The organism is Fodinibius sp., assembly GCF_034521915.1.
GTDB lineage: Bacteria > Bacteroidota > Rhodothermia > Balneolales > Balneolaceae > Fodinibius.
The window spans coordinates 381,188-402,059 of record NZ_JAXHLU010000004.1; the positions used below are offsets into that span (position 1 = coordinate 381,188).

Consider the following 20,872-nt stretch of genomic DNA (forward strand, 5'->3'; position numbering starts at 1 on the left):
ATTTGGGGCCTAAATTAAACTGTGATTGTTAAAAACATCTCAAGTTTAAAACAGTTATTAAGATACAAATATCAAAGATGTATTGGAAAATTTATGCAAGAACTTAGAGTTGCCATCTTTACCGGAAATTACAACCATATTCAGGATGGTGTTTCGTTGACTCTGAATAGGTTAGTTGGGTTTTTAGAGGAAAAAGGCGTTCCGGTAATTGTCTTTGGACCCACTGTTGATGAGCCGGCTATTGATCATGAAGGAGAATTTGTGCCCGTTCCCTCGGTTCCGGTCCCGGGACGATCAGAATATCGTATTACCGTTGGATTTCCCGAAAAAGCTCAGCGACGACTTCGAGAATTTGATCCTACGCTTATTCATTTAGCTACCCCCGATGTGTTGGGATTTCGTGCTATGCGGTGGGCTCAGGCCAATAATATCCAGCTTGTAGCCTCGTATCATACTCATTTTACCAGTTATTTAAAGTATTATAATTTGGATATGCTAGAAGTGCTGGGTTGGAAATATATTGGCTGGTTTTATAGTCAGTGCAAACATATCTACGTACCCTCGCCTTCGATGGCTGATGAACTTAATGAGGAAGGGATTGATGAAGGTATCCGGATTTGGGCTCGCGGCGTAAATACGGATCAGTTTAATCCCGATTTTCGGGATATGGAATGGCGCCGATCGATTGGGTTTGAGGATGACGATAAAGTTGTAACTTTCGTTTCTCGACTTGTTTGGGAAAAAAATCTCCAGACTTTTGTCGATACCGTGAAGCGTCTGCAGCAAAATCACTCCAATATCAGAGCGATGATTGTGGGTGACGGTCCGGCTAAGAAAGAACTCGAACACATGTTGGCCGAAGCTCATTTTACGGGATTTATTACCGGTGATGAGTTGAGCCGTGCTTATGCCAGCAGTGATGTATTTCTGTTTCCATCCGAAACTGAAACTTTTGGAAACGTAACGCTCGAAGCGATGTCCAGCGGTTTGCCTTGCGTTGTTGCTGATGCTACGGGAAGTCGTTCACTGGTCGAATCAGGGGTAAATGGATTTTTAGCTGCCCCTCGCGACACTCAGGGATTTGCGGAACGGGTGGCTGATATTGCATACGATGAAGAGCTTTGGGATCAGATGAGTAAAGCAGCGCGACAAAAAGCGTTGGCTTATTCCTGGGAAAATGTAAACAATAAGTTATTGGAAAATTACCGGGAAGCGCTCAACGAACCTCAACCTACCCTTAAATTTTAGTTTAATTTTTAATCGTGCGAATTTTATACGTTTCTCATACACATCCGCCAGAAGGAGAAATCCTTGAAAATGTAGGTGGAATGCAGCGAGTAAGTCAGCAGTTGATAAATGAACTCAGGCGCAAAAATGAGGTAGAAGTTTTTACAGAGACGATTAACGTATCTGAAGATGGTAAAATAGCTTTGCAAACTGCTGCCTTTCTTTTTAGAAACTTGTTTGAACTACCTCATAAAGTTCGCGAATGCGATGCCGATGTAGTGGTATTTTCGTCAATGGTTACGGCAAGTCTGGCCTATTTTATTCGGGATAAAGTTTCGGTACCGATGATTACTATAAATCACGGTCGTGATGTTACTCTGCCGGTTAAAATTTATCAGTGGTTTGTACCAAAGATTTTTGAAAATCTTGATGGTGTTATTTCCGTATCTCGTGCAACGCGGCAAGAATGCATAAAGAGGGGAATGGATCCCGAAAAAGGAGTGGCATTGCCGAACGGATTTGATTTTAAAAAGCTGAACAATTTTCCGGATAAAAAAGAATCCCGAAATCGATTGCAGCAGAACTTTCGGATTCCACTCGAAAATAAGTTTATGCTTCTTACTGTTGGGCGAAAAGTTAAACGCAAGGGACATGAATGGTTTATACGCGAAGTTATGCCCAGGTTGGGTGATAATATTGTTTATGTAACGGTGGGAGATGGCCCGGAGTTTGATAATATTGTTGAGGCAGTTAATCAATCAGAATGCGAAGATCGTATCTTTCTTTTGGGACGACAACCTGATGAAGTATTGAACCAGGCTTATGCAGCTGCTGATCTCTTTGTGATGCCTAATATTCCGGTAGAAGGGGATATGGAAGGATTCGGTATTGTACTACTCGAAGCTAACATGGCACGAACACCTGCTGTAGCTGCTGATCTCGAAGGTATAAAGGATGTAGTTACCCAGGGTGAGAACGGATATCGTGTGCCGACTCGTGATGCCGACCAATTTGCAGAAACAGTAAATAATATTCTTTCCAATAATTTGGAACAATTTTCGAAGCAAACGCGTAGTTATGTGCAAGAGCAATTTAGTTGGAAGCATGTAGCAGACCAGTATATTGATTTTTTTCAAACTATAAACAACAGATATACTCCTGAGAACTCTAATTAATATTATCTTATTGATAATTTGATTGACGGTTAATATGGAAGTATATTTGCAACGATAAGCACTTATTTAAAAGCCGAAAAATGGAACGAATGGCTGATTCTAAATCAGATGTAAAATCAAACGATATTTTTGCCAAGGCCTACGATTTTACCAAAGCTGAGGAAATAAAATCCAAGGGACTTTATCCCTACTTCAAGCCCCTTCAAGCTACCGACGGGACAACGGTTCAGATCGACGGTCGCGAAGTAATTATGGCCGGCTCCAATAACTACCTGGGATTGACAAATGATCCGCGTGTTATTGAGGCTGCTACCGAAGTTTTAAAAGTTTATGGAACAGGTTGTACAGGGTCTCGGTATTTGAACGGTACGCTTGATTTGCATATCGAGCTTGAAGAGAAATTAGCAGAGTTTATGCGCAAAGATTCCTGTGTGTTGTTTAGCACGGGATACCAAACTAATGAAGGTGCGATTCAGACTATTGCAGGTCGTAAAGATGTGATCTTTTCCGATAAAGATAATCACGCCTGTATTGTAACGGGAACACTTGTTTCGAATGCCAAGACGATGCGTTTTCAGCATAATGACATGGAACAGCTGGAGATGTTGATGAACCGTGCCGAAGAGGATGCCGGCAAAATTATTGTTAGCGACGGTGTCTTTTCGATGTCGGGAACTATTGCAAATGTCCCGGAGCTTGTACAACTGAAGAACAAATATGATGCTCGTCTTTATCTCGATGATGCTCATGCAATTGGTGTGATTGGTGAGGGCGGCCGTGGTTCAGCTTCAACATTTGATTTGCTGGATGAGGTCGATTTGATTAGTGGAACATTTTCAAAATCATTTGCTTCGCTTGGTGGATTTTTGGTTGGCGATCATGAAGTAATTGAATATATCCGACACAATTCGCCCGCACATATTTTTAGTGCGTCTATGCCTCCCGCCAACGTAGCAACAGTTCTTAAAGCACTTGAAATCTTACAGGATGAAACCTGGCGTCTGGAGCGATTGGATGAGATTTCCAATTATATGCGGGAATCGCTACGCGATATGGGCTTTAACGTCTGGAGCAGTCAAACGCCAATTATTCCGGTGGTAATCGGCGAAATGATGGATTGCTTTAAGTTTTGGAAAGGTCTTTTTGAAGCTGGTGTTTATGTGAATGCAGTGGTTCCTCCCGGAGTACCACGCGGTCAATCACTGGTCCGCACCAGTTATATGGCAACGCATACTGATGACCATTTGGATCGCATTCTCGATGCCTTCCGTAAAGTGGGTATCGAGCAAGGTATTATTGATCAGAATGGCCATTCACTTCTCGAAATGGATTAAGTTGTGAAAACTACTCAGCGAATAAATGGTATTACGCTTGCCACCACTAAAAAAGAGCGTAAGCAATTTATAAATTTTCCATATCAGCATTATTCTGAAGATGAGAATTGGATTCCTCCATTAAAAATGGAGCAGAAAAAACTCATCGATACAGAGAATAATCCATTCTATAATAATGGTGATATTGCCTTGTTTTTAGCCGAGCAGGATGGTGAACTCTGTGGAAGAATAGCCGCTATACAGGATCGTCGCTATAATGAACATCACAACAACAAGACTGGTTTTTTTGGGTTCTTTGAGTGTATTAATGATCAGTCGGTGGCTAACCTTTTATTTAAAGTGGCAGGCGACTGGCTAAAACAGCGTGGACATACCGATGTCTTGGGTCCGGCAAATCCGAGCATGATGGATGAGATCGGTATTTTGGTTGATGGTTTTGAATATGAACCCAGCTTCATGATGCCATATCACAAGCCTTACTATGATGATTTGATCACCAATGCCGGACTTGAAAAGGAGATGGATTTGTATGCTTTTCGGGTGACGCAGGCTAATGTAACACTAGATCGAATTTATCGAGCTGAAGAGATTGTCCGCCGCCGATTACCTAAACTCAAGATCCGCGAGATTGATACCAAAAATATTGATCAAGAAGTGGAAATTGTACGAAATATATTTAACCAGGCATGGTCGCAGAATTGGGGGTTTATTCCGCTTTCAAAAGAAGAGTTGGAAGAGTTGGCCAGTGATCTGAAGCTTATACTGGATCCGAAAGTTGCCCATGTGGCAGAAGTTGACGGTGAGCCGGTAGCCTTTTCGATTGCTCTTCCGGATTTAAATCAAGCCTTGAAACATACCGACGGAACATTGTTTCCAACAGGTATTTTTAAGTTGCTTTGGCACCGTCGAAATATTAATCAAATTCGTACAGCCTTGATGGGAGTTATTCCAGAATATCAGGGCAGAGGCATTGATGCTCTGCTCCATAAAGAGGCAATAATTAACGGTAGGGAAGTCGGGTATAATTCGTCTGAGTTGAGTTGGGTTTTGGAATCTAACAAAAATATGATTCGTGTGGCTGAGAAGCTTGGTGCCAATATTGAAAAGACCTATCGCATGTACCAAAAGGATTTGTAGCATCAAATTTTAGCTCTTGTGGGGTTCTTTGATGATCTGATTTGGAGCAAATTTTACTGCCCTCCCAGACTCCGAAATCTCCGAAAAATTTCCTACCTTTGTATGCCTAAGCAGAATATACTTTCTGCAGTATTGAAAAGAATTTCTGACTAAAAAAATTGAGTATTATGAGTGATTACCGGATTGAAACTGATTCAATGGGAGAAGTTAAAGTGCCGAAAGATGCTTATTACGGTGCGCAAACTCAGCGCGCGGTCGATAATTTTCCGGTAAGTGGAATAAGATTTAGCCGGGGATTTATTGAGGCGCTTGGATTGGTTAAGAAAAATGCTGCAAAAGTAAATGCGGAATTGGGCGAACTTGATGAAGGTGTTGCAGAGGCAATTCAAAGAGCGGCATCGGAAGTAGCAGAAGGTAAGTTTGACGAGGATTTCCCCATTGATATTTTCCAGACGGGATCGGGGACATCAACTAATATGAATGCCAATGAAATTATTGCAAAACGGGCGAATGAGCTTAAGGGAGATGATGTTGATACCGAAATTCATCCCAACGATCACGTGAATTATGGACAGAGTTCCAATGACGTTATACCGACTTCAATTCGTATCGCGGCAATCTTAGCTATAAAGAACAATTTAATTCCCGCTCTGGAGCATTTGCAGCAAGTATTTAAGGAGAAAGGAGAAGAGTTTGCTAATGTTGTTAAAACAGGTCGCACTCATCTTATGGATGCCATGCCGGTCACGATCAAACAAGAATTTGACGGCTATGCACGTCAGCTTGAGCTTGGTGTTGAACGCTTGGATTCTGCATTAGAGCGAGTGACCGAACTCCCGCAGGGAGGAACAGCAGTGGGAACGGGATTAAATACCAATCCCAAGTTTGGTTCAGAAATGGCTAAAGCGCTATCCGAGGAAGTTGATGCTGATTTAAGCGAGGCCCAAAACCATTTTGAAGCACAGGCAACGGTTGATGCCCCTGTGGAATTGAGCAGTCAGCTAAAAACGATTGCTACTGGACTGATGAAGATTGGGAATGATCTTCGGTGGATGAACTCCGGCCCCAACAGTGGAATTGGAGAAATTCATATTGAAGCACTGCAGCCGGGCTCCTCAATCATGCCTGGTAAAATTAATCCAGTCATTGAAGAATCAATTACACAAGTATGTGCGCAGGTAATTGGTAACGATTCTGCAGTAACCGTAGCGGGTCAGTCTGGAAACTTTGAATTAAACGTTATGCTGCCGGTTGTTGCTCGTAATTTGTTAGAATCAATCAATATTTTAGGAAACGCCGTGCGTAACCTGGCCGATAAATCCGTTTCTCGATTGAGCGTAAATAAGGAACGTGTTGCCGATATGGTGGGTCGAAATCCCGTGCTGGTTACTGCGTTGAATCCACTGATCGGATACGACAAAGCGGCAAAAATTGCGAAAAAAGCGTTTTCTGAAAGTCGTCCGGTCAAAGAGGTAGCACGTGAGATGACAGACTTGAGTGATGAAGAATTGGATCAGGCATTAGATCCTATTAAAATGACAAAAGGCGGTTTTATGGAGTAGGTTTTAAAATAACTATCTGAAAATAATTTATACTGCTGCAAAAGTTTTAACTGAAAACGGATATTATGGCACCTACAAAGACAAAAAAGGAGAAGAAATCGTCAGATGTTTCTTACTCCCAAGAGCAGAAGCAAGAGATCTTAAGCGATTATAAATTAGCTTTTAAAAGTCGAGAAGCTTCTTACTTGGGACGAAAAGAAACCCTTACCGGAAAGGCGAAGTTTGGAATTTTTGGTGACGGTAAGGAGATGCCGCAGATTGCGATGGCAAAATTTTTTAAGGAGGGAGATTTCCGTGCCGGCTACTATCGTGATCAAACTTTTATGATGGCGATTGATCAGATTACGGTGCAGCAGTTTTTTGCCCAACTCTATGCCCATGCGAATGTTGAGGAAGAGCCTCATTCCGGCGGACGTCAGATGAACGCGCATTTTAGTACGCGCAGTCTCAATGAGGATGGCAGCTGGAAAGACCTGACGTCAATGAAAAATACGTCACCGGATATTTCTCCTACTGCAGGACAGATGTCTCGTTTACTGGGCTTAGCTGAAGCTTCAAAAGTATATCGCAATCATGATTCGCTTTTGGAGCAGGAAGAATTCCAAAAGTTTTCGGATGGAGGAAATGAAGTTGCATGGGGAACTATTGGGGATGCCAGTACCTCAGAAGGTGTTTTCTGGGAGACTATCAATGCTGCAGGTGTTCTGCAGGTCCCTATGGTGATGTCGGTTTGGGATGATGGGTATGGTATTTCGGTACCCCGTAAATATCAGACGACAAAAGAAAGCATTTCTGAAGTACTAAAGGGGTTTCAGCGAACGGAGGAGCAGGAGGGAATTGAAATCCTGAAAGTTAAGGCCTGGGACTATCGAGCGCTTATGGAAACTTACGAAAAGGCTGCACAGATTGCTCGCGAAGAGCATGTGCCTGTGTTGGTTCATGTTACCGAGGTTACCCAGCCGCAGGGGCACTCTACATCAGGATCGCATGAGCGTTATAAGTCTGATGAGCGCTTGGAATGGGAAGAAGAGTATTGCTGTCTCAACAAAACACGAAGCTGGATGATCGAAGAGGATATCGCTTCGGAAGAGGAGATCGAAGCAGTCGAAAAGGAAGCTGAGGAAGAAGTTAAGGAAGCTCAAAAAGCGGCCTGGAAGTCATTTAAATCAGAATTAAAGGAAGAGCTTGAAACGGCAACAGCGCTGATTGAAGATCTGGCTTCTGAAAGTAGTAAGCCGGAGAAGATGGAGAAAGTAATAAAGGATATGAAGGCTCCCCTTGTACCGCTTAGGAAATATATCCTTTCCGGTGTTCGTAAGGCATTGCGATTGACGCGGAATGAAAACACTACTTCGCGCGAAAGGCTAATGCAGTGGCTGGAAGAAAGTAAAGAGGCTAACAGTTATCGCTATGATAGTTATTTGTACAGCGAGGGCGAACAGTCACCGTTAAATGTGGAGGAAAACCCACCTGTGTACAGCGATGATCCCAAAAGTGTGGATGGACGTGTTGTACTGCGGGATAATTTTGATAAGCTTTTTGAAAAGTATCCTGAAACGCTGGTTTTCGGTGAGGATACCGGAAAGCTGGGCGATGTAAACAAGGGACTTGAAAATATGCAGGATAAATACGGAGAGCTGCGTGTCAGCGATACCGGCATTCGTGAGGCTACTATTCTCGGACAGGGTATTGGTATGGCGCTTCGCGGATTGCGACCTATTGCTGAAATCCAGTATTTGGATTATCTGCTCTACTGTTTTCAGGTGTTGAGTGATGATCTTGCCACTGTTCGTTATCGAAGTATGGGTGGTCAAAAGGCTCCACTAATAGTGCGAACGCGTGGTCATCGTCTGGAGGGTATCTGGCACACCGGATCGCCCATGGGAATGATTATCAACGGTATAAGAGGCGTACATGTTTGTGTGCCGAGAAATCTTACCGATGCTGCTGGAATGTACAACACGCTGCTTAAGGGTGATGATCCGGCGTTAATAATTGAGCCACTAAATGCGTATCGATTAAAGGAAGATCTACCCGAAAATCTTGGAGAATTTACGGTACCGCTTGGTATTCCCAAGGTGGTTTCTGAAGGCACGGATATCACCATCGTTTCTTACGGATCTACCTGTAACATTTGTGAAGATGTGTTGCCGGAATTAGAAGAGGTTGGCATATCGGCTGAGCTTATTGATGTGCGAACATTATTACCATTTGATCGCAATCATGATATTGTGGAATCCCTCAAGAAAACCAATCGTATTCTGTTTGTGGATGAGGATGTTCCCGGCGGTGCTTCAGCCTTTATGATGAATAAGGTAATTCAAGATCAAAAAGGTTATTACTACCTGGATTCCGAGCCGCAGTGCCTGACGGCTAAAGAGCACCGTGCTGCATACGGCTCAGACGGAGACTACTTCTCAAAACCCAACGAAGAAGATATCTTTGAGGCGGTATATGCCCTGATGAGTGAGGCTAATCCGGCAAAATATCCCCCGATTTACGAATAGAAAAATAGAAAGGGACTATTTTAAATAAAAATATCAGTTTCTATCTTTCTGCAACAGGAGTTGGTCTTGTCCATTACGGGCTGCAACATAGATATCGAGTAGATTATCCCCATTGAAGTCCGCTACTTCTATATCCATAACGGGAGGAGTAAAATTTTCGGGCAGCCAATTGGTCGATTGATCTGAAAAATATCCACTACCATTATTGATAAGTATACGCAAGCCTCCATTATAATTTCCAATGATCAGATCGAGATCACCGTTATTATCAAAATCAGCAAATTCAGCATCAAAAGTATTGGTCGAAATTGTAGGCAATCGATCGGATGTTTGATCGGAGAAAAACCCCTGACCGTCATTGATTAGCAGGCGATCTTGAGGATTTGCATTTTCCTGAAACCCGGTATTACCGTAATAGATATCCAGGTCGCCATCCCTGTCGATATCAGCAAGTGTAATATCTTGGCTTTCCTCAATAGCATTAATATATGGAATGCGGTTTGCAGATTGGTTTGAGAAAAAACCCGACCCGGTGTTAATAAGTACGATGTTAGGCCCCTCATTGGTAGCTAAAAGATCAGGCAGATTATTACCGGTGATATCACCAACCGCAATATCAAATGTGGCATCCAGGATTTGAGGAAGCCGCTGAGAAGTTTGATTATTGAAAAATGCATTCCCGCTGTTTTCGAGCAGTATGTTTTGTCCGCGATTTCCAATAAATAAATCCATCGATCCATCATTGTTGAAATCGAGTGATGTTGCAGAGGTAAAATTGCCGGCTACAGGGATTCGATTCGATAAATCCGAAAAAGTGCCCGAGCCGTTATTAATTGCAAGCTCACTGGATTGATTTTGTTCACTTGGAAAAAAAAGATCGAGATTTCCATCAATATTGAAATCAGCGATGGCAATATCTTGTGAGTTTAAATTTTGTGTCGTCAACCGATCGGAGGTTTGATCGCCAAATAGACCGTCCCCATCGTTTATTAGAATTTTGTTGCTTTGTAGCCCAATGGCTAAGACAAGATCGAGGTTGCCATCATTATTAATATCAACGGCTTTAGCGGTATTTGTCTGGAAGTTGCGATTACCGGGAAGGTTGGTAGAACTTACGTTATTAAAATAGGGTGTTCCATCACCTGGATCAGATCCGCCATTATCATCATCCGGGGCATTCAAGTTCCATCCGCATGCGCTTACCAATAATCCCGTAACAAAAAGAAGTATGATTGGATATCTCATGAGAATAAAGGTAATTACTTCTCCGGATTTTCGCTAAATACTTCTTTTCGCGATTAGAATAGAACTGAAAATAATTACAGGATCAGAATATCGATAATAACAAATGCCCAGATGGCAGGCAGGTACCCGAATGAGGCAAACATTAATTTTTTGGCGGAAGGTTTGTCGCGATCTTTGGCGAAGATAAGTCCATAGTACAAGAATACTATACTACTTAAAAGTCCGCCGATCAGATAGATCCAACTGTTCATTCCAATATAAAACAGTCCATAAGAAACCGGGAGTAAAGCAATCAAACACCCAACGATTAAAATTGTTGCCTTAATTCCTTTGGGGTCATTTTTGGGAAGCATCTGGAAGCCTGCATTGCTGTAGTCATCTTTGCAGACCCAGGCAATGGCCATTACGTGGGGAATTTGCCATAGAAATACGATACCAAATAGTAGCCACATGCCCGTACTTCCCAGATGGCCTGTTGCAGCGGCCCAACCACCTACCGGAGGTAGTGCGCCCGGTATTGCGCCAATGAACACGTTAGCGACCGAAATACGCTTCATAGGCGTGTAAATTCCCAAGTAGATCAGGGTTGTCAGTAGTGACACTAATCCCGCCACGGCATTAACGGCAAGTATTAAATAAAATAGTCCACCGGTAATTAATGTGAGGGAAAATAATACGCTTTTCTTAGGCGATATTTTACTTGCTGGAACAGGACGTTTTTGGGTCCGCTTCATTTTGCCGTCGTACCGCCATTCCAGAAATTGATTATGTGCTGCTGTGCCGGACGCGATCAGCCAGGTCCCAAGTGTGGCATGAATGAGAGTGATGTAATTGATTTGACCAGCTGATCCCAAGACAAATCCGATCAGCATGCTTGCTAATACCGTGAGGGTAATACCCGGTTTGGTAAGCTCATAGTAAGCCGCTATTCGCTGGGTATCTAAAAGCTTTGAAAGGGAATATTCTGTAGTTAGCTTCATTACTGAATCCGTAGTTTTGTCAGGTGCAAATGTACTAATTTAAATTGAAAATTGTTACCCCCTCTGAGGTTGTAAATATTATATTGGTTGTATGAAGAGATTGGATGTATGGAGAATAATATCTAGTAGAACTACTATTTTTTATTCTACAGATCAATCAATAGTTATCAAGCAGATAATTCTATTTATATCTAAAATGGGAATATGGGGCAATAGAAAAGCCGATCGAGGATACGATCGGCTTATAGTATTTACAAAGGTATTAATCGTTTTTCTCAGAAAGCTGGTATTACTTCAGCACGGAATAGGGTATCTAAAAGTGTAAGACTCACTAACAGTCCAAAAAAGGCTAATCCTGCCACTAACAGTATGGAATTAAATCGTTCATCCCAATAAAGATTCATGAAGAACAGGGCAACGAGGCCTGCTTTTACAACAGCGATTCCCATTGCTGTGATTATATTCCAAGGCGTGGGCATGTGGATATAATTTACTCCAACGGTAAGAATTGTTAATACCAGCAATGCGGCTGCAACGCCAAGTAAGGTTTTATCTGTGGATATATGATGTCCGCTCATGAGCTGTAAAATATTTTAAGTTATCATTCAATGAGATAGAAAAGGGGAAAAAGGAAAATCCAGATGATATCAACGAGGTGCCAATATAGACCCGTAATTTCAATGGGGGTATAATACTCGCTGTCAAAATGGTTCTTTAAGGATCTCCAGAGCAACCAGCTCATTAATCCCATTCCAATTAACACGTGAATGCCGTGCAGGCCAGTCATCAGGTAGTACAGGCTAAAGAATACATTTGCCTTTTCATGTGCAATGCCCCCAAAATCATAGAATTGGCCGGGAAAAATACCGAGCTCAAACTTATGGGTCCACTCAAAGTATTTAATAATCATAAACACGGCGGCAAGAGCCAGCGTTATGCCCAAGTTAATGGCAATATTCTTCTTTTGATTAAGCTGAGCTGACTTGATAGCCATTGCCACTGTTAAACTACTACCGATAAGTACTATGGTATTAACACCGCCCCATAAAGTATTGAGCTCTGTAGAAGCTTGGGTAAACAGATCGGGATACCATAATCGGAATACAATGTAGGCGGCAAAGAGTCCGCCGAACATCAGAATTTCTGTTACCAAAAATATCCACATTCCCATTTTTGCAGTCTGGAACTGCTGTTCGGCATCCACAAAATGATGCTGAAAAAATCGTGAATGTGTTGTGGAAGATGAATGATCTGCCATAATCAGGTTTTAATGATTTTCAGGTTTATACGTTGTTACTCAGCGTTAATTTCTTTCCCATCAGTTGTTACTTCGAGATCACTCTCTTGGCCGTGTCCATTAGTTGTAGATTCCGCCAGACCTAACTGAAATTCTTCCATCGGCTTGTGATAATCATATGGACCGTTAATAATTACAGGTATATGATGGAAGTTATGCAGTGGCGGACGTGTATTTATTTGCCATTCGAGTGCACGACTTCCCCAAGGATTTGCTGTAGCTTTTTGGCCGCCAAAGAGTGACTTAACCAAATAGTAGAACACCATCAGAAAGCCAAGCCCCAGAATATACGATCCTATAGTTGAAACCTGATGGAACGGTTGAAACTGTTCGATATAGTTGAAATATCTTCTAGGCATTCCCTGAGATCCCATTACAAACTGGGGAAGGAATGTGACATTAAATCCTACAAAGATAATGGCACAGGCAATTTTTGCCATTGTTTCGTTGTACATTCGCCCGGTGATTTTAGGCCACCAGTAGTGCAAGCCGGCTAAGAACGCCATCACCATACCGCCGACCATTACAAAGTGGAAGTGTGCTACCACGTAATAGGTGTCGTGCAGGTGAACATCCAAGGCAATTGATCCAAGTACAATACCCGTAAGTCCGCCTACTAAGAAGAGGAAGAAAAATCCAAATATATATAGTAGCGGTGATTTTAGATCAATCGAACCTTTATACAGGGTTGCGGTCCAGTTAAACATTTTAATGCCTGTTGGAATGCCAACCAAGAAGGTCAAAAATGAAAAGACCATTGAAGCCAATGACGCCTGCCCGGATACGAACATGTGGTGTCCCCAGACGAGGAATCCGATAAAGGCAATGGCTAGTGATGATAGTGCAATAGCCCAGTATCCAAAGATATGTTTGCGAGAGAATGTAGTTATAATTTCTGAGACGACACCAAAGCCGGGCACAATCATAATGTATACCGCGGGATGGCTGTAGAACCAGAAAAAGTGTTGAAATAATACCGGATCGCCGCCCATTGCCGGATCAAAAATCCCGATTCCCAAAATGCGTTCCATGCCAACAAGTGCAAGGGTTATTGCAAGTACGGGTGTTGCCAAAATTTGAATAATACTTGTTGCATATAATCCCCAGCAGAAAAGCGGTAGTTTATCCCAAGTTAGACCCGGGGCGCGCATTTTATGGATGGTGGTAATAAAGTTTACTCCGGTAAGAATAGAGGAAAATCCGATTACAAATACCCCGAAAACCATCGTTGTTACGGCACCACCGGTGGTAGAGGAGTAGGGAGTATAAAAAGTCCATCCTGTATCAATCCCACCATTGAGAATGGAAAAGATAGCGATACCGGCTCCAGTTAAATAGAGATAGAAACTTAATAAGTTAAGCCTGGGAAAGGCTACGTCTTTGGCTCCAAGCTGCAGTGGCAAAATGAAGTTTCCAAGCGCTGCAGGAACTGAGGGTACAAGAAACAGAAATATCATTATTGCACCATGCAGCGTAAACAGCTGATTGTAGGTATTAGCTTCAATAAAGGTCTTGGCTGGGGTCCATAGTTCGGTACGTACTAAAAGGGCCATTATACCACCAACGAAAAAGAAGAAGGTAATGGCTCCCAAGAACATGATGCCGATCTTCTTGTGATCGACCGTTGTCAACCAAGACCAGAGACCCGTTTCCTCATTTAAATAGTGCTTGTCAGGGTTATCATCGGGTTTATACCGCTGGACCTGTATCTTTTTAGATGTAGAACTTGCGTCTGCTGTATCCATATTACTTCAATGTTTTGATGTATTCGATAATCGCATTAATCTGCTCATCGTTAAGTTGTCCCTGGTAAGTATTCATAACTGCAGGGTATCCTTCAACGATTTTTGCATTAGGCTCCAGAATAGATTCGCGAATGTAGTTTTCATCTACGGTCAACGTTGAGCCGTCTTCAAAAGTTTGTTCACTGCCAAATTTTCCTTGCCAAGTGGGGCCGGTCATTTGGCTGCCATCCACAGAGTGACAGGTTGTACAAGCCCATTCCTGAGCCAATTGCTCGCCCCATTCTTCCGGAGCAAGATCTTCAGGTTTAGAACCACCGCCGGCATTTTCAGCAAGCCAGTTTTCAAATTCTTTCTCTTCATGTACAATAACTTCTCCTAACATATCGGAGTGGCCATCACCGCAATATTCCGTACAAAATATGGTCGATTTCCCGGGCTCAGGAGCATTAAACCACATTTCGGTATATCGCCCCGGCACAACATCTTGTTTCAGGCGATAGTCCGGAACAAAAAAGGAGTGAATCACATCTTTTGAGCTCATGATAAGTTTCACGGGACGATCGGCCGGTACGTGTAGTTTGCCGGTTGATTGAGCACCATTTTCGTACTGAAACTGCCAGATCCATTTTTGGGCCGTAACGTTCACTTCATAGGCATCGTCAGGTACGACCGTTTGATTCATAAATACTTGGTATCCCCATCCAAATACGATAAGAACCATTATCAGGGGAATAACTGACCACGTAACTTCCAAGGCATTGTTATGGGTTATTAGTGGTGTTACTTCATCTTCAGACTTGCGACGATATTTATAGACGAAATAAACAATGACTGCAATGAGTCCAATCGTCAAAATAAGACTGCTGCCATGTACAAACCAGAAAAGAGCATCGGTTTGTTCGGCCAGCGTAGATTTTGCCGGGGGTAAAAAGAAGTCTTTAATCGCGTCCATTCGTTTCTTTTATTTGCTTTTCATTATTAGAATATCTGTGCCGCAACCACATAAAACCGAGGAATATACCCAGAATTAACATGGTAGCAAAGCCGCCAACCTGCATGATTTTCCAGGCTACCGGTACATATGTATTGGAATCCGCATCGTATTGATAACAATAGAGTAATACTTGTTCTGCAGCACTTCCGATGTTACCATCAGCTGCGTCATATAGCGCATTCCGCAAATTAAATTCATCAAACTTGAGCCCGTATAGGTAGCGTGTTATTATGCCATCGGGACTGAGAAACATGATAGCAGCGCCATGTGCATATTGTCCATCTTCAAGACGCCTCATGTTAAATCCAACGGCCTCAGTAAGTTTGTTAATATTTTCTTGACTTCCGGTTAGAAAGTGCCATCCGTCACCGGCACCTTCTCTGTCTAGTTTATTTAAAAAACGTTCCTTGTTTTCAGCAGCCAAAGCTGTCTTTTCACTGGGATCAAAACTGAATGTAACAATATTGTATTCCGTGCCCGGCGACCACTTTAAATCTTTAACTCCTTTAAAAATGGCCTCTTTTATCATCGAGCAAAGTTGCGGACACTCATAATAAACCGGATTCAACAGTACCGGCTTGCCGTCAGTGAATAATTCTTCAAGTTTTATAGAATCGCCTTTTGCATTGGCGAATGTTAAATCGAGCGGTATCTGTTCACCTAATCGCTCTTCAACTCCTACATCTTCCAGTTGGCTCGGCTTTTTTTGATTCAGTTGCGCATTGGAAGAGTAGGGTAGTAAAAACAGGCTTATTACTGCTATTGAAAGCCCAAAATGTTTCATAAATTTTTATCTATTCTTCATCGGCAGCCATCTTATTGATGGCACTGTCGATAGGAATTCTGTAAGTACCGTTTTCAAGATCTACAACACCAAAACTATCGAGTTGTTGTCTTGCTTGTCTTTTCATCTGGTTAACCTGATAGTATTCACTTTCAGATGATACACGTTCTTGAGTAGCTTCTGTGTTGTACTCATACATCTCATAAAGACCGCGTACAAATATAACAACCAAAATTGTACCAAAAAGACTCCAAAAAATAAGGCGTTTGTAATTTAGCTTATCTTGCATCACTCCGTGTTCAACAGAGTTGGCTAACTCTTCGTCAGTTACTTCAACATCAATGGTTTCAACTGGTTCTTCAGGAGAAGATGTATCTTTATCTTCTTCAGTCTTAAAAACATCTTCTCCACCTTTTTCAAGCTCAGTTGCCCACATTAGAATAACCGAAACGGGTACATCATATTTCTTTGATAGTTTGTCCAGATTTTGCTTGGACTGGTCTAATGCTTTTTGCGCAACTTCTTTTTTAAAATCGGCAGAATAATTTTGCTTCTCGTTAGCCATGAAAATAAAAGCTTTATTAGCAGTGACAGCTTTACTGCGTTAGTAACAGATTTAATGTTTGTTAAGTGAATCTCCCAATTTCGGATCGTTAATAGGCACCATTTTATTTTGTTTAAACTTATAGAAGAATAATCCTAAAAAGATGCCTCCAAGTCCAATGAAGCTGGTAATAGTCATCCAGTTAAGATGAAATCCATGGTGATTGAGTACCGGCATAACAAGCCAGTAAAGTTCAACCAGATGTGATACTAAAATCAAGGTGGCAATACTGCCTACAACTTTTGGTTTGGATTTTGGTCCTTTTGGAAGTAAAACTATAAATGGAATTACAAAACGTCCCAATAGGTAAAACCATGCTAAATATTCATATCCACCGCTAAGCCGTTCTAAATACCAGACGGTTTCTTCGGGGATATTGGCATAGTAAATCAGTAAAAATTGACTAAAGGCGATATAGGCGTAGAATACGGTAAAGCCAAACATCTGCACACCCAGATCATAAATATGTCCTTTCTGGATGGTATTTGTAAGTAAATCATTTTTCCAGAGGAAAAATATGATTAGAATCAATGCTGCGAATAATCCCTGGAAACTCATTGCGAAGTAATAAACGCCAAAAATAGTAGAATACCAGTGGGGATCAAGCGACATGATCCAATCAAAAGAGGCAAAGGCAAGGGTAATGGCAAAGAAAAATAGTCCCGGACCACTGGTTCTGCGCAGTAGAGTTTGCAATCCCCAGTCGCCGGTTTTATCCATTTCAACCGATTTTGAATAAAGCCGATAACCAAGGAAGCTCCAGAGGGCGAAGTAGATAAACTGACGAATGATGAAGAATGTCGTATTCAAATAAGGTTCTTTCCCCTGTAAAACCGGATCGGCGGCAATGGCATCAGCGTGGGTCCAGTGATAAAGAGAGTGCATTCCAAAAAAGATGGGAATAATAAACAATCCCCAGATCCAGAAATATGAAGAAAACGTCTCTGGAATTCTTCGCAGCACGGCACTCCATTCTGATCGTGTTAAATGCTGAACCATAACAAAGAACAAACTTCCGAGTGCTATGCTTGAGAAAAAGGAAAAACTTACCAGATAAGAAAAGAAAAACTGATCATGATCAAGGAAGTATCCAACACCGGTAGCCAAAAGGCCTACAATTCCCACTCCAAATAATGATTTGGTTACATTCAGATCAGAAGGAAACTCCAGTGTATCAGTTATTTTGGGCTTGCTCATAGATTAAACCAATCGTTTATATACGTTAAATACGTTTTTAAAATATTATTCAGCGTTTTCACTCAATGATTTTATATACTCAACGAGTGAGTTTATTTTGCTATCACTTAGAAAATCGTATGAAACCATAGAAGGAGGATATCCTTCTACTACTTTAGCTGATGGATTTACGATAGATTCTGTCAAATATTCTTCATCAGCGGTGGCTGTGGATCCGTCGTCAAACGTTCGTTCAGACCCATATAAATTTTGCCAGGTTGGCCCAACCATTTTAGAGCCATCGATAGAGTGACAGGTAGTGCAGCCGTTATTTTGTGCAATCGTTTTACCACGTTCTACGGAAACTTCTCCGCCATCGCCGCTCGCCTGGGCTTCTTTTTTGGCCTGTTCGGCAGCTAATTGTTCCTGATAATCTTCTTCTAGAGCAGCCAGATCTACATCGTACTCTTGAATTTCATCTTCAGAAACATTTTGACTTTTCTGCAGTGCACGCACATAAGCTACAATAGCCCATCGATCTTTGACAGAAATTTGCGTAGCATATGATGGCATGTTTCGAATTCCATTTGCAATAACAGAGTAAAGGTATCCATCGCTTTGATTTCTCAAACGTTCAATATGGAAACTCGGAGCGGGAACATATCCGTAATTGTTTGCCATAATAATGCCGTTTCCGTCACCTGCTATTCCATGACAGGGCGTACAAAATACTTCGTATTGATCTTTACCTCGGTAAATAAATGATTTTGTAACATCAACGGGGATATCTTCCACAAAGCTGCTGTCCTCATTAATGCCTTGGTATAAAGCTTTGTCTTCTTTAAGGTTTCCACGTGCTATTGTTCCATCAACCGGCTTTCGCATAGCTCGATTGTCCGCAAAGAACTCATTCTTTTCCTGTGCTTCAAAACGTTTTTGTTGATCCATATTCATATTAGGGTGAACAGGCTGAGATTGAAACTTTTCACCCCTGCACCCAGCTAAAGCCAATGGGAAGACAATAACAGCTAATAATAAGTACTTGGAAACTTTCATCGGATCGTTATGCGAACTAAAGATTTTTGTGGTCAATTATTCCGAATCGTATACGGTTTCAATGTGTGTTGCTCCATTATCCTGGAACAGCTTTTTTACTTTCTCTTCAGAAAAGAGATCATCAGAAGCTTCAATATGAACAAAGAAGCCATCATCCGACGCCTTTGAAAAGCGCTCTACATTAAATAATGGATTATACAGGCGTGGCAATTTATTGAGAGCAAGCATACCAAAAGTAGCGGCAAAGGCTGCAAGCAGAACGGTTATCTCAAATGTTATGGGTACATAAATTGGAAAGTTGATAAATGGCTTACCGCTAATGTTCATCGGATACTCGTAGCCCATTACCCATATCATTAATGCCAGTGCACCTATCATACCGGTAAGAGCTCCACCCAGTACAATCCAGCCAAGGGGAGATTTTTTTAATCCCATGGCTTTTTCCATCCCGTGGATGGGAAAGGGAGCATAGGTATCGAAATCCTGGTATCCGGATTTTTTAACCGAAGAAGCGGCATCAACGAGCTCTTTTGGATTTCTGAACTCGGCCAATACACCGTAAATTTGTTTGTTTTCTGCGTCCATAAATATCAGTTACTAAACAGTTTGCTCTTGTTGAACAACAACAGGTTTGGTTTTCTCTATATCAAATTCGTTGGTTTCTTCATCGTAGTTGTGCGGATCTGCCTGCGGCATAACTCCTTTAACTTCTGCAATGGCAACCATTGGCAAGAAGCGCAGAAATAGCAGGAAGAAGGTGAAGAAAAGTCCAAATGTTCCAACGTACGTTATAATATCCCAGAAAGTGGGTGAATAATAGTCCCACGCAGAGGGCATAAAGTCTGTTGAGAGTGAAGCAACGGAAATCATAAAGCGTTCAAACCACATTCCAATGTTCACAATAATGGAAATAACAAATGTGATAGCGACGTTGCGTCGTATCTTCTTGAACCAGAGGAATTGCGGGGTTACCACATTACAGAACATCAGGATCCAGAAGCCCCAGGCATAGGGACCAACGACGTAAAGCCAGAAAATTCCTTGTTCGTAAATATAGCCGCTATACCAAGCTATAAAACCTTCCATCAGGTACGCAAAAGCAACCAGGTTACCTGTTATCATCATCACAAGATTCATCTTTTCCATGATATCAATGTTCATGATGTCTTCAAGACCGTAGATTTTTCGAGCGATCAACATCAGCGTTAATACCATGGCAAAGCCGGAATAAATAGCACCGGCTACAAAGTAGGGCGGAAAAATGGTACTATGCCAGCCCGGTATAACTGAAACGGCAAAGTCAAAAGATACAATGGTGTGAACCGAAAGTACCAGCGGAGTGGCAAGGCCGGCCAAAATCATGTAGGCTTTTTCGTAGTTCCACCAGTTTCGAAAACTGCCCGTCCATCCGAGGGAGGCAATTCCATATGAAATTTTAGCAATTTTATTCTTGGCTTTATCGCGGAGCGTGGCAAAGTCGGGAATCAATCCAACATACCAGAAGAGTAATGAAACGGTGAAATACGTGCTTACCGCAAAAACATCCCAAAGTAGCGGACTCGAGAAGTTCGGCCAGGCTGCCATCGAGTTGGGAATGGGGAATACCCAATAGATAACCCAGATACGTCCCACGTGGATAGCAGGGAAGATACCGGCACACATTACAGCAAAAATTGTCATGGCCTCGGCAAAACGGTTAATCGCCGTTCGCCAACCTTGTCTAAAGAGGAAAAGAATAGCAGAAATAAGTGTTCCGGCGTGACCAATACCAACCCACCAAACGAAGTTGATAATAGCCCAACCCCATCCGGCCGGGTTATTAAGTCCCCAAATTCCGGTACCATCCCAGACCAGATAACCGATTGCCCCTAAAAGGGTAATCAATAAAATATTGGCAAGGCCAAAAGCTAAGTACCATAATTTTGGAGTGGGAGATAATGGAGTCTTGGCAATAAGATCAGTTATACTCCCAAAGGAATGATCTCCTTTTACGAGTGCTGGCTCTGGTACGTATTTATAATCTGTGCTCATCGTAAAGTATGTTGAAAA

The 20,872-nt window shown here is 42.1% G+C and carries 18 protein-coding genes; 6 read left to right on the forward strand and 12 right to left on the reverse strand.

Annotation, left to right across the window (positions count from 1 at the left end):
- Nucleotides 1-93 precede the first annotated feature (93 nt).
- The 6 genes from U5J89_RS04350 to U5J89_RS04375 all read left to right on the forward strand — a co-directional run bounded on the left by U5J89_RS04350 (nt 94) and on the right by U5J89_RS04375 (nt 8,942).
- On the forward strand, nt 94-1,248 hold the full coding sequence (locus tag U5J89_RS04350) for a glycosyltransferase family 1 protein (RefSeq protein ID WP_322574385.1): 1,155 nt from the start codon (nt 94-96) through the stop codon (nt 1,246-1,248).
- Between the two features lie 14 nt (nt 1,249-1,262).
- The gene (locus U5J89_RS04355) at nt 1,263-2,402 is read left to right on the forward strand and encodes a glycosyltransferase family 4 protein (RefSeq protein WP_322574386.1); all 1,140 of its coding nucleotides are present in this window, start codon (nt 1,263-1,265) and stop codon (nt 2,400-2,402) included.
- Nucleotides 2,403-2,491: 89 nt separating this feature from the next.
- On the forward strand, nt 2,492-3,736 hold the full coding sequence (locus U5J89_RS04360; protein ID WP_322574387.1) for an aminotransferase class I/II-fold pyridoxal phosphate-dependent enzyme: 1,245 nt from the start codon (nt 2,492-2,494) through the stop codon (nt 3,734-3,736).
- 3 nt (nt 3,737-3,739) lie between these two features.
- The gene (locus U5J89_RS04365) at nt 3,740-4,873 is read left to right on the forward strand and encodes a GNAT family N-acetyltransferase (protein ID WP_322574388.1); all 1,134 of its coding nucleotides are present in this window, start codon (nt 3,740-3,742) and stop codon (nt 4,871-4,873) included.
- Nucleotides 4,874-5,040: 167 nt separating this feature from the next.
- Complete coding sequence (locus tag U5J89_RS04370; protein ID WP_322574389.1) at nt 5,041-6,435, forward strand: class II fumarate hydratase; 1,395 nt, start codon at nt 5,041-5,043, stop codon at nt 6,433-6,435.
- Nucleotides 6,436-6,500: 65 nt separating this feature from the next.
- Nucleotides 6,501-8,942 (forward strand): alpha-ketoacid dehydrogenase subunit alpha/beta, encoded by a 2,442-nt coding sequence (locus tag U5J89_RS04375; RefSeq protein WP_322574390.1) that lies wholly within the window; start codon nt 6,501-6,503, stop codon nt 8,940-8,942.
- A gap of 33 nt (nt 8,943-8,975) precedes the next feature.
- Here U5J89_RS04375 and U5J89_RS04380 read toward each other — a convergent pair whose 3' ends face one another.
- The 12 genes from U5J89_RS04380 to nrfD form a co-directional block, all read right to left on the reverse strand.
- Nucleotides 8,976-10,187, reverse strand: a complete 1,212-nt coding sequence (locus tag U5J89_RS04380; RefSeq protein WP_322574391.1) for a VCBS repeat-containing protein — start codon at nt 10,185-10,187, stop codon at nt 8,976-8,978.
- A gap of 74 nt (nt 10,188-10,261) precedes the next feature.
- Nucleotides 10,262-11,167: a heme o synthase gene (gene cyoE / locus U5J89_RS04385; RefSeq protein ID WP_322574392.1), complete on the reverse strand. Its 906-nt coding sequence runs from the start codon at nt 11,165-11,167 to the stop codon at nt 10,262-10,264.
- Nucleotides 11,168-11,442: 275 nt separating this feature from the next.
- Complete coding sequence (locus U5J89_RS04390; RefSeq protein ID WP_322574393.1) at nt 11,443-11,745, reverse strand: cytochrome C oxidase subunit IV family protein; 303 nt, start codon at nt 11,743-11,745, stop codon at nt 11,443-11,445.
- Between the two features lie 23 nt (nt 11,746-11,768).
- Nucleotides 11,769-12,425, reverse strand: coding sequence for a cytochrome c oxidase subunit 3 family protein (locus tag U5J89_RS04395; protein WP_322574394.1), 657 nt, complete (start codon nt 12,423-12,425; stop codon nt 11,769-11,771).
- A 35-nt stretch (nt 12,426-12,460) separates the two neighbouring features.
- Nucleotides 12,461-14,209, reverse strand: a complete 1,749-nt coding sequence (gene ctaD / locus U5J89_RS04400; RefSeq protein WP_322574395.1) for a cytochrome c oxidase subunit I — start codon at nt 14,207-14,209, stop codon at nt 12,461-12,463.
- A gap of 1 nt (nt 14,210) precedes the next feature.
- Complete coding sequence (coxB, locus tag U5J89_RS04405) at nt 14,211-15,161, reverse strand: cytochrome c oxidase subunit II (protein ID WP_322574396.1); 951 nt, start codon at nt 15,159-15,161, stop codon at nt 14,211-14,213.
- Nucleotides 15,148-15,987 (reverse strand): SCO family protein, encoded by an 840-nt coding sequence (locus U5J89_RS04410; protein ID WP_322574397.1) that lies wholly within the window; start codon nt 15,985-15,987, stop codon nt 15,148-15,150. Before U5J89_RS04410 ends, coxB begins: the two co-directional genes overlap by 14 nt.
- Nucleotides 15,988-15,997: 10 nt before the next feature.
- A complete protein-coding gene (locus tag U5J89_RS04415; RefSeq protein ID WP_322574398.1) occupies nt 15,998-16,552 on the reverse strand; it encodes a transposase in 555 nt (184 codons plus the stop codon).
- Between the two features lie 51 nt (nt 16,553-16,603).
- Nucleotides 16,604-17,788 (reverse strand): hypothetical protein, encoded by a 1,185-nt coding sequence (locus U5J89_RS04420; protein ID WP_322574399.1) that lies wholly within the window; start codon nt 17,786-17,788, stop codon nt 16,604-16,606.
- A gap of 45 nt (nt 17,789-17,833) precedes the next feature.
- Complete coding sequence (locus tag U5J89_RS04425; protein ID WP_322574400.1) at nt 17,834-18,715, reverse strand: c-type cytochrome; 882 nt, start codon at nt 18,713-18,715, stop codon at nt 17,834-17,836.
- A gap of 144 nt (nt 18,716-18,859) precedes the next feature.
- A complete protein-coding gene (locus tag U5J89_RS04430) occupies nt 18,860-19,408 on the reverse strand; it encodes a DUF3341 domain-containing protein (RefSeq protein ID WP_322574401.1) in 549 nt (182 codons plus the stop codon).
- Between the two features lie 12 nt (nt 19,409-19,420).
- On the reverse strand, nt 19,421-20,854 hold the full coding sequence (nrfD, locus tag U5J89_RS04435; protein WP_322574402.1) for an NrfD/PsrC family molybdoenzyme membrane anchor subunit: 1,434 nt from the start codon (nt 20,852-20,854) through the stop codon (nt 19,421-19,423).
- Nucleotides 20,855-20,872 lie beyond the last annotated feature (18 nt).

Bases quoted from the DNA above. Each gene is read 5' to 3' on its own strand.
- U5J89_RS04350 (WP_322574385.1), top strand. From the start codon at position 94: ATGCAAGAACTTAGAGTTGCCATCTTTACCGGAAATTACAACCATATT.
- U5J89_RS04360 (WP_322574387.1), top strand. From the start codon at position 2,492: ATGGCTGATTCTAAATCAGATGTAAAATCAAACGATATTTTTGCCAAG.
- U5J89_RS04370 (WP_322574389.1), top strand. From the start codon at position 5,041: ATGAGTGATTACCGGATTGAAACTGATTCAATGGGAGAAGTTAAAGTG.
- U5J89_RS04375 (WP_322574390.1), top strand. From the start codon at position 6,501: ATGGCACCTACAAAGACAAAAAAGGAGAAGAAATCGTCAGATGTTTCT.
- U5J89_RS04380 (WP_322574391.1), bottom strand. From the start codon at position 10,187: ATGAGATATCCAATCATACTTCTTTTTGTTACGGGATTATTGGTAAGC.
- cyoE (WP_322574392.1), bottom strand. From the start codon at position 11,167: ATGAAGCTAACTACAGAATATTCCCTTTCAAAGCTTTTAGATACCCAG.
- U5J89_RS04390 (WP_322574393.1), bottom strand. From the start codon at position 11,745: ATGAGCGGACATCATATATCCACAGATAAAACCTTACTTGGCGTTGCA.
- U5J89_RS04395 (WP_322574394.1), bottom strand. From the start codon at position 12,425: ATGGCAGATCATTCATCTTCCACAACACATTCACGATTTTTTCAGCAT.
- ctaD (WP_322574395.1), bottom strand. From the start codon at position 14,209: ATGGATACAGCAGACGCAAGTTCTACATCTAAAAAGATACAGGTCCAG.
- coxB (WP_322574396.1), bottom strand. From the start codon at position 15,161: ATGGACGCGATTAAAGACTTCTTTTTACCCCCGGCAAAATCTACGCTG.
- U5J89_RS04410 (WP_322574397.1), bottom strand. From the start codon at position 15,987: ATGAAACATTTTGGGCTTTCAATAGCAGTAATAAGCCTGTTTTTACTA.
- U5J89_RS04415 (WP_322574398.1), bottom strand. From the start codon at position 16,552: ATGGCTAACGAGAAGCAAAATTATTCTGCCGATTTTAAAAAAGAAGTT.
- U5J89_RS04420 (WP_322574399.1), bottom strand. From the start codon at position 17,788: ATGAGCAAGCCCAAAATAACTGATACACTGGAGTTTCCTTCTGATCTG.
- U5J89_RS04425 (WP_322574400.1), bottom strand. From the start codon at position 18,715: ATGGATCAACAAAAACGTTTTGAAGCACAGGAAAAGAATGAGTTCTTT.
- U5J89_RS04430 (WP_322574401.1), bottom strand. From the start codon at position 19,408: ATGGACGCAGAAAACAAACAAATTTACGGTGTATTGGCCGAGTTCAGA.
- nrfD (WP_322574402.1), bottom strand. From the start codon at position 20,854: ATGAGCACAGATTATAAATACGTACCAGAGCCAGCACTCGTAAAAGGA.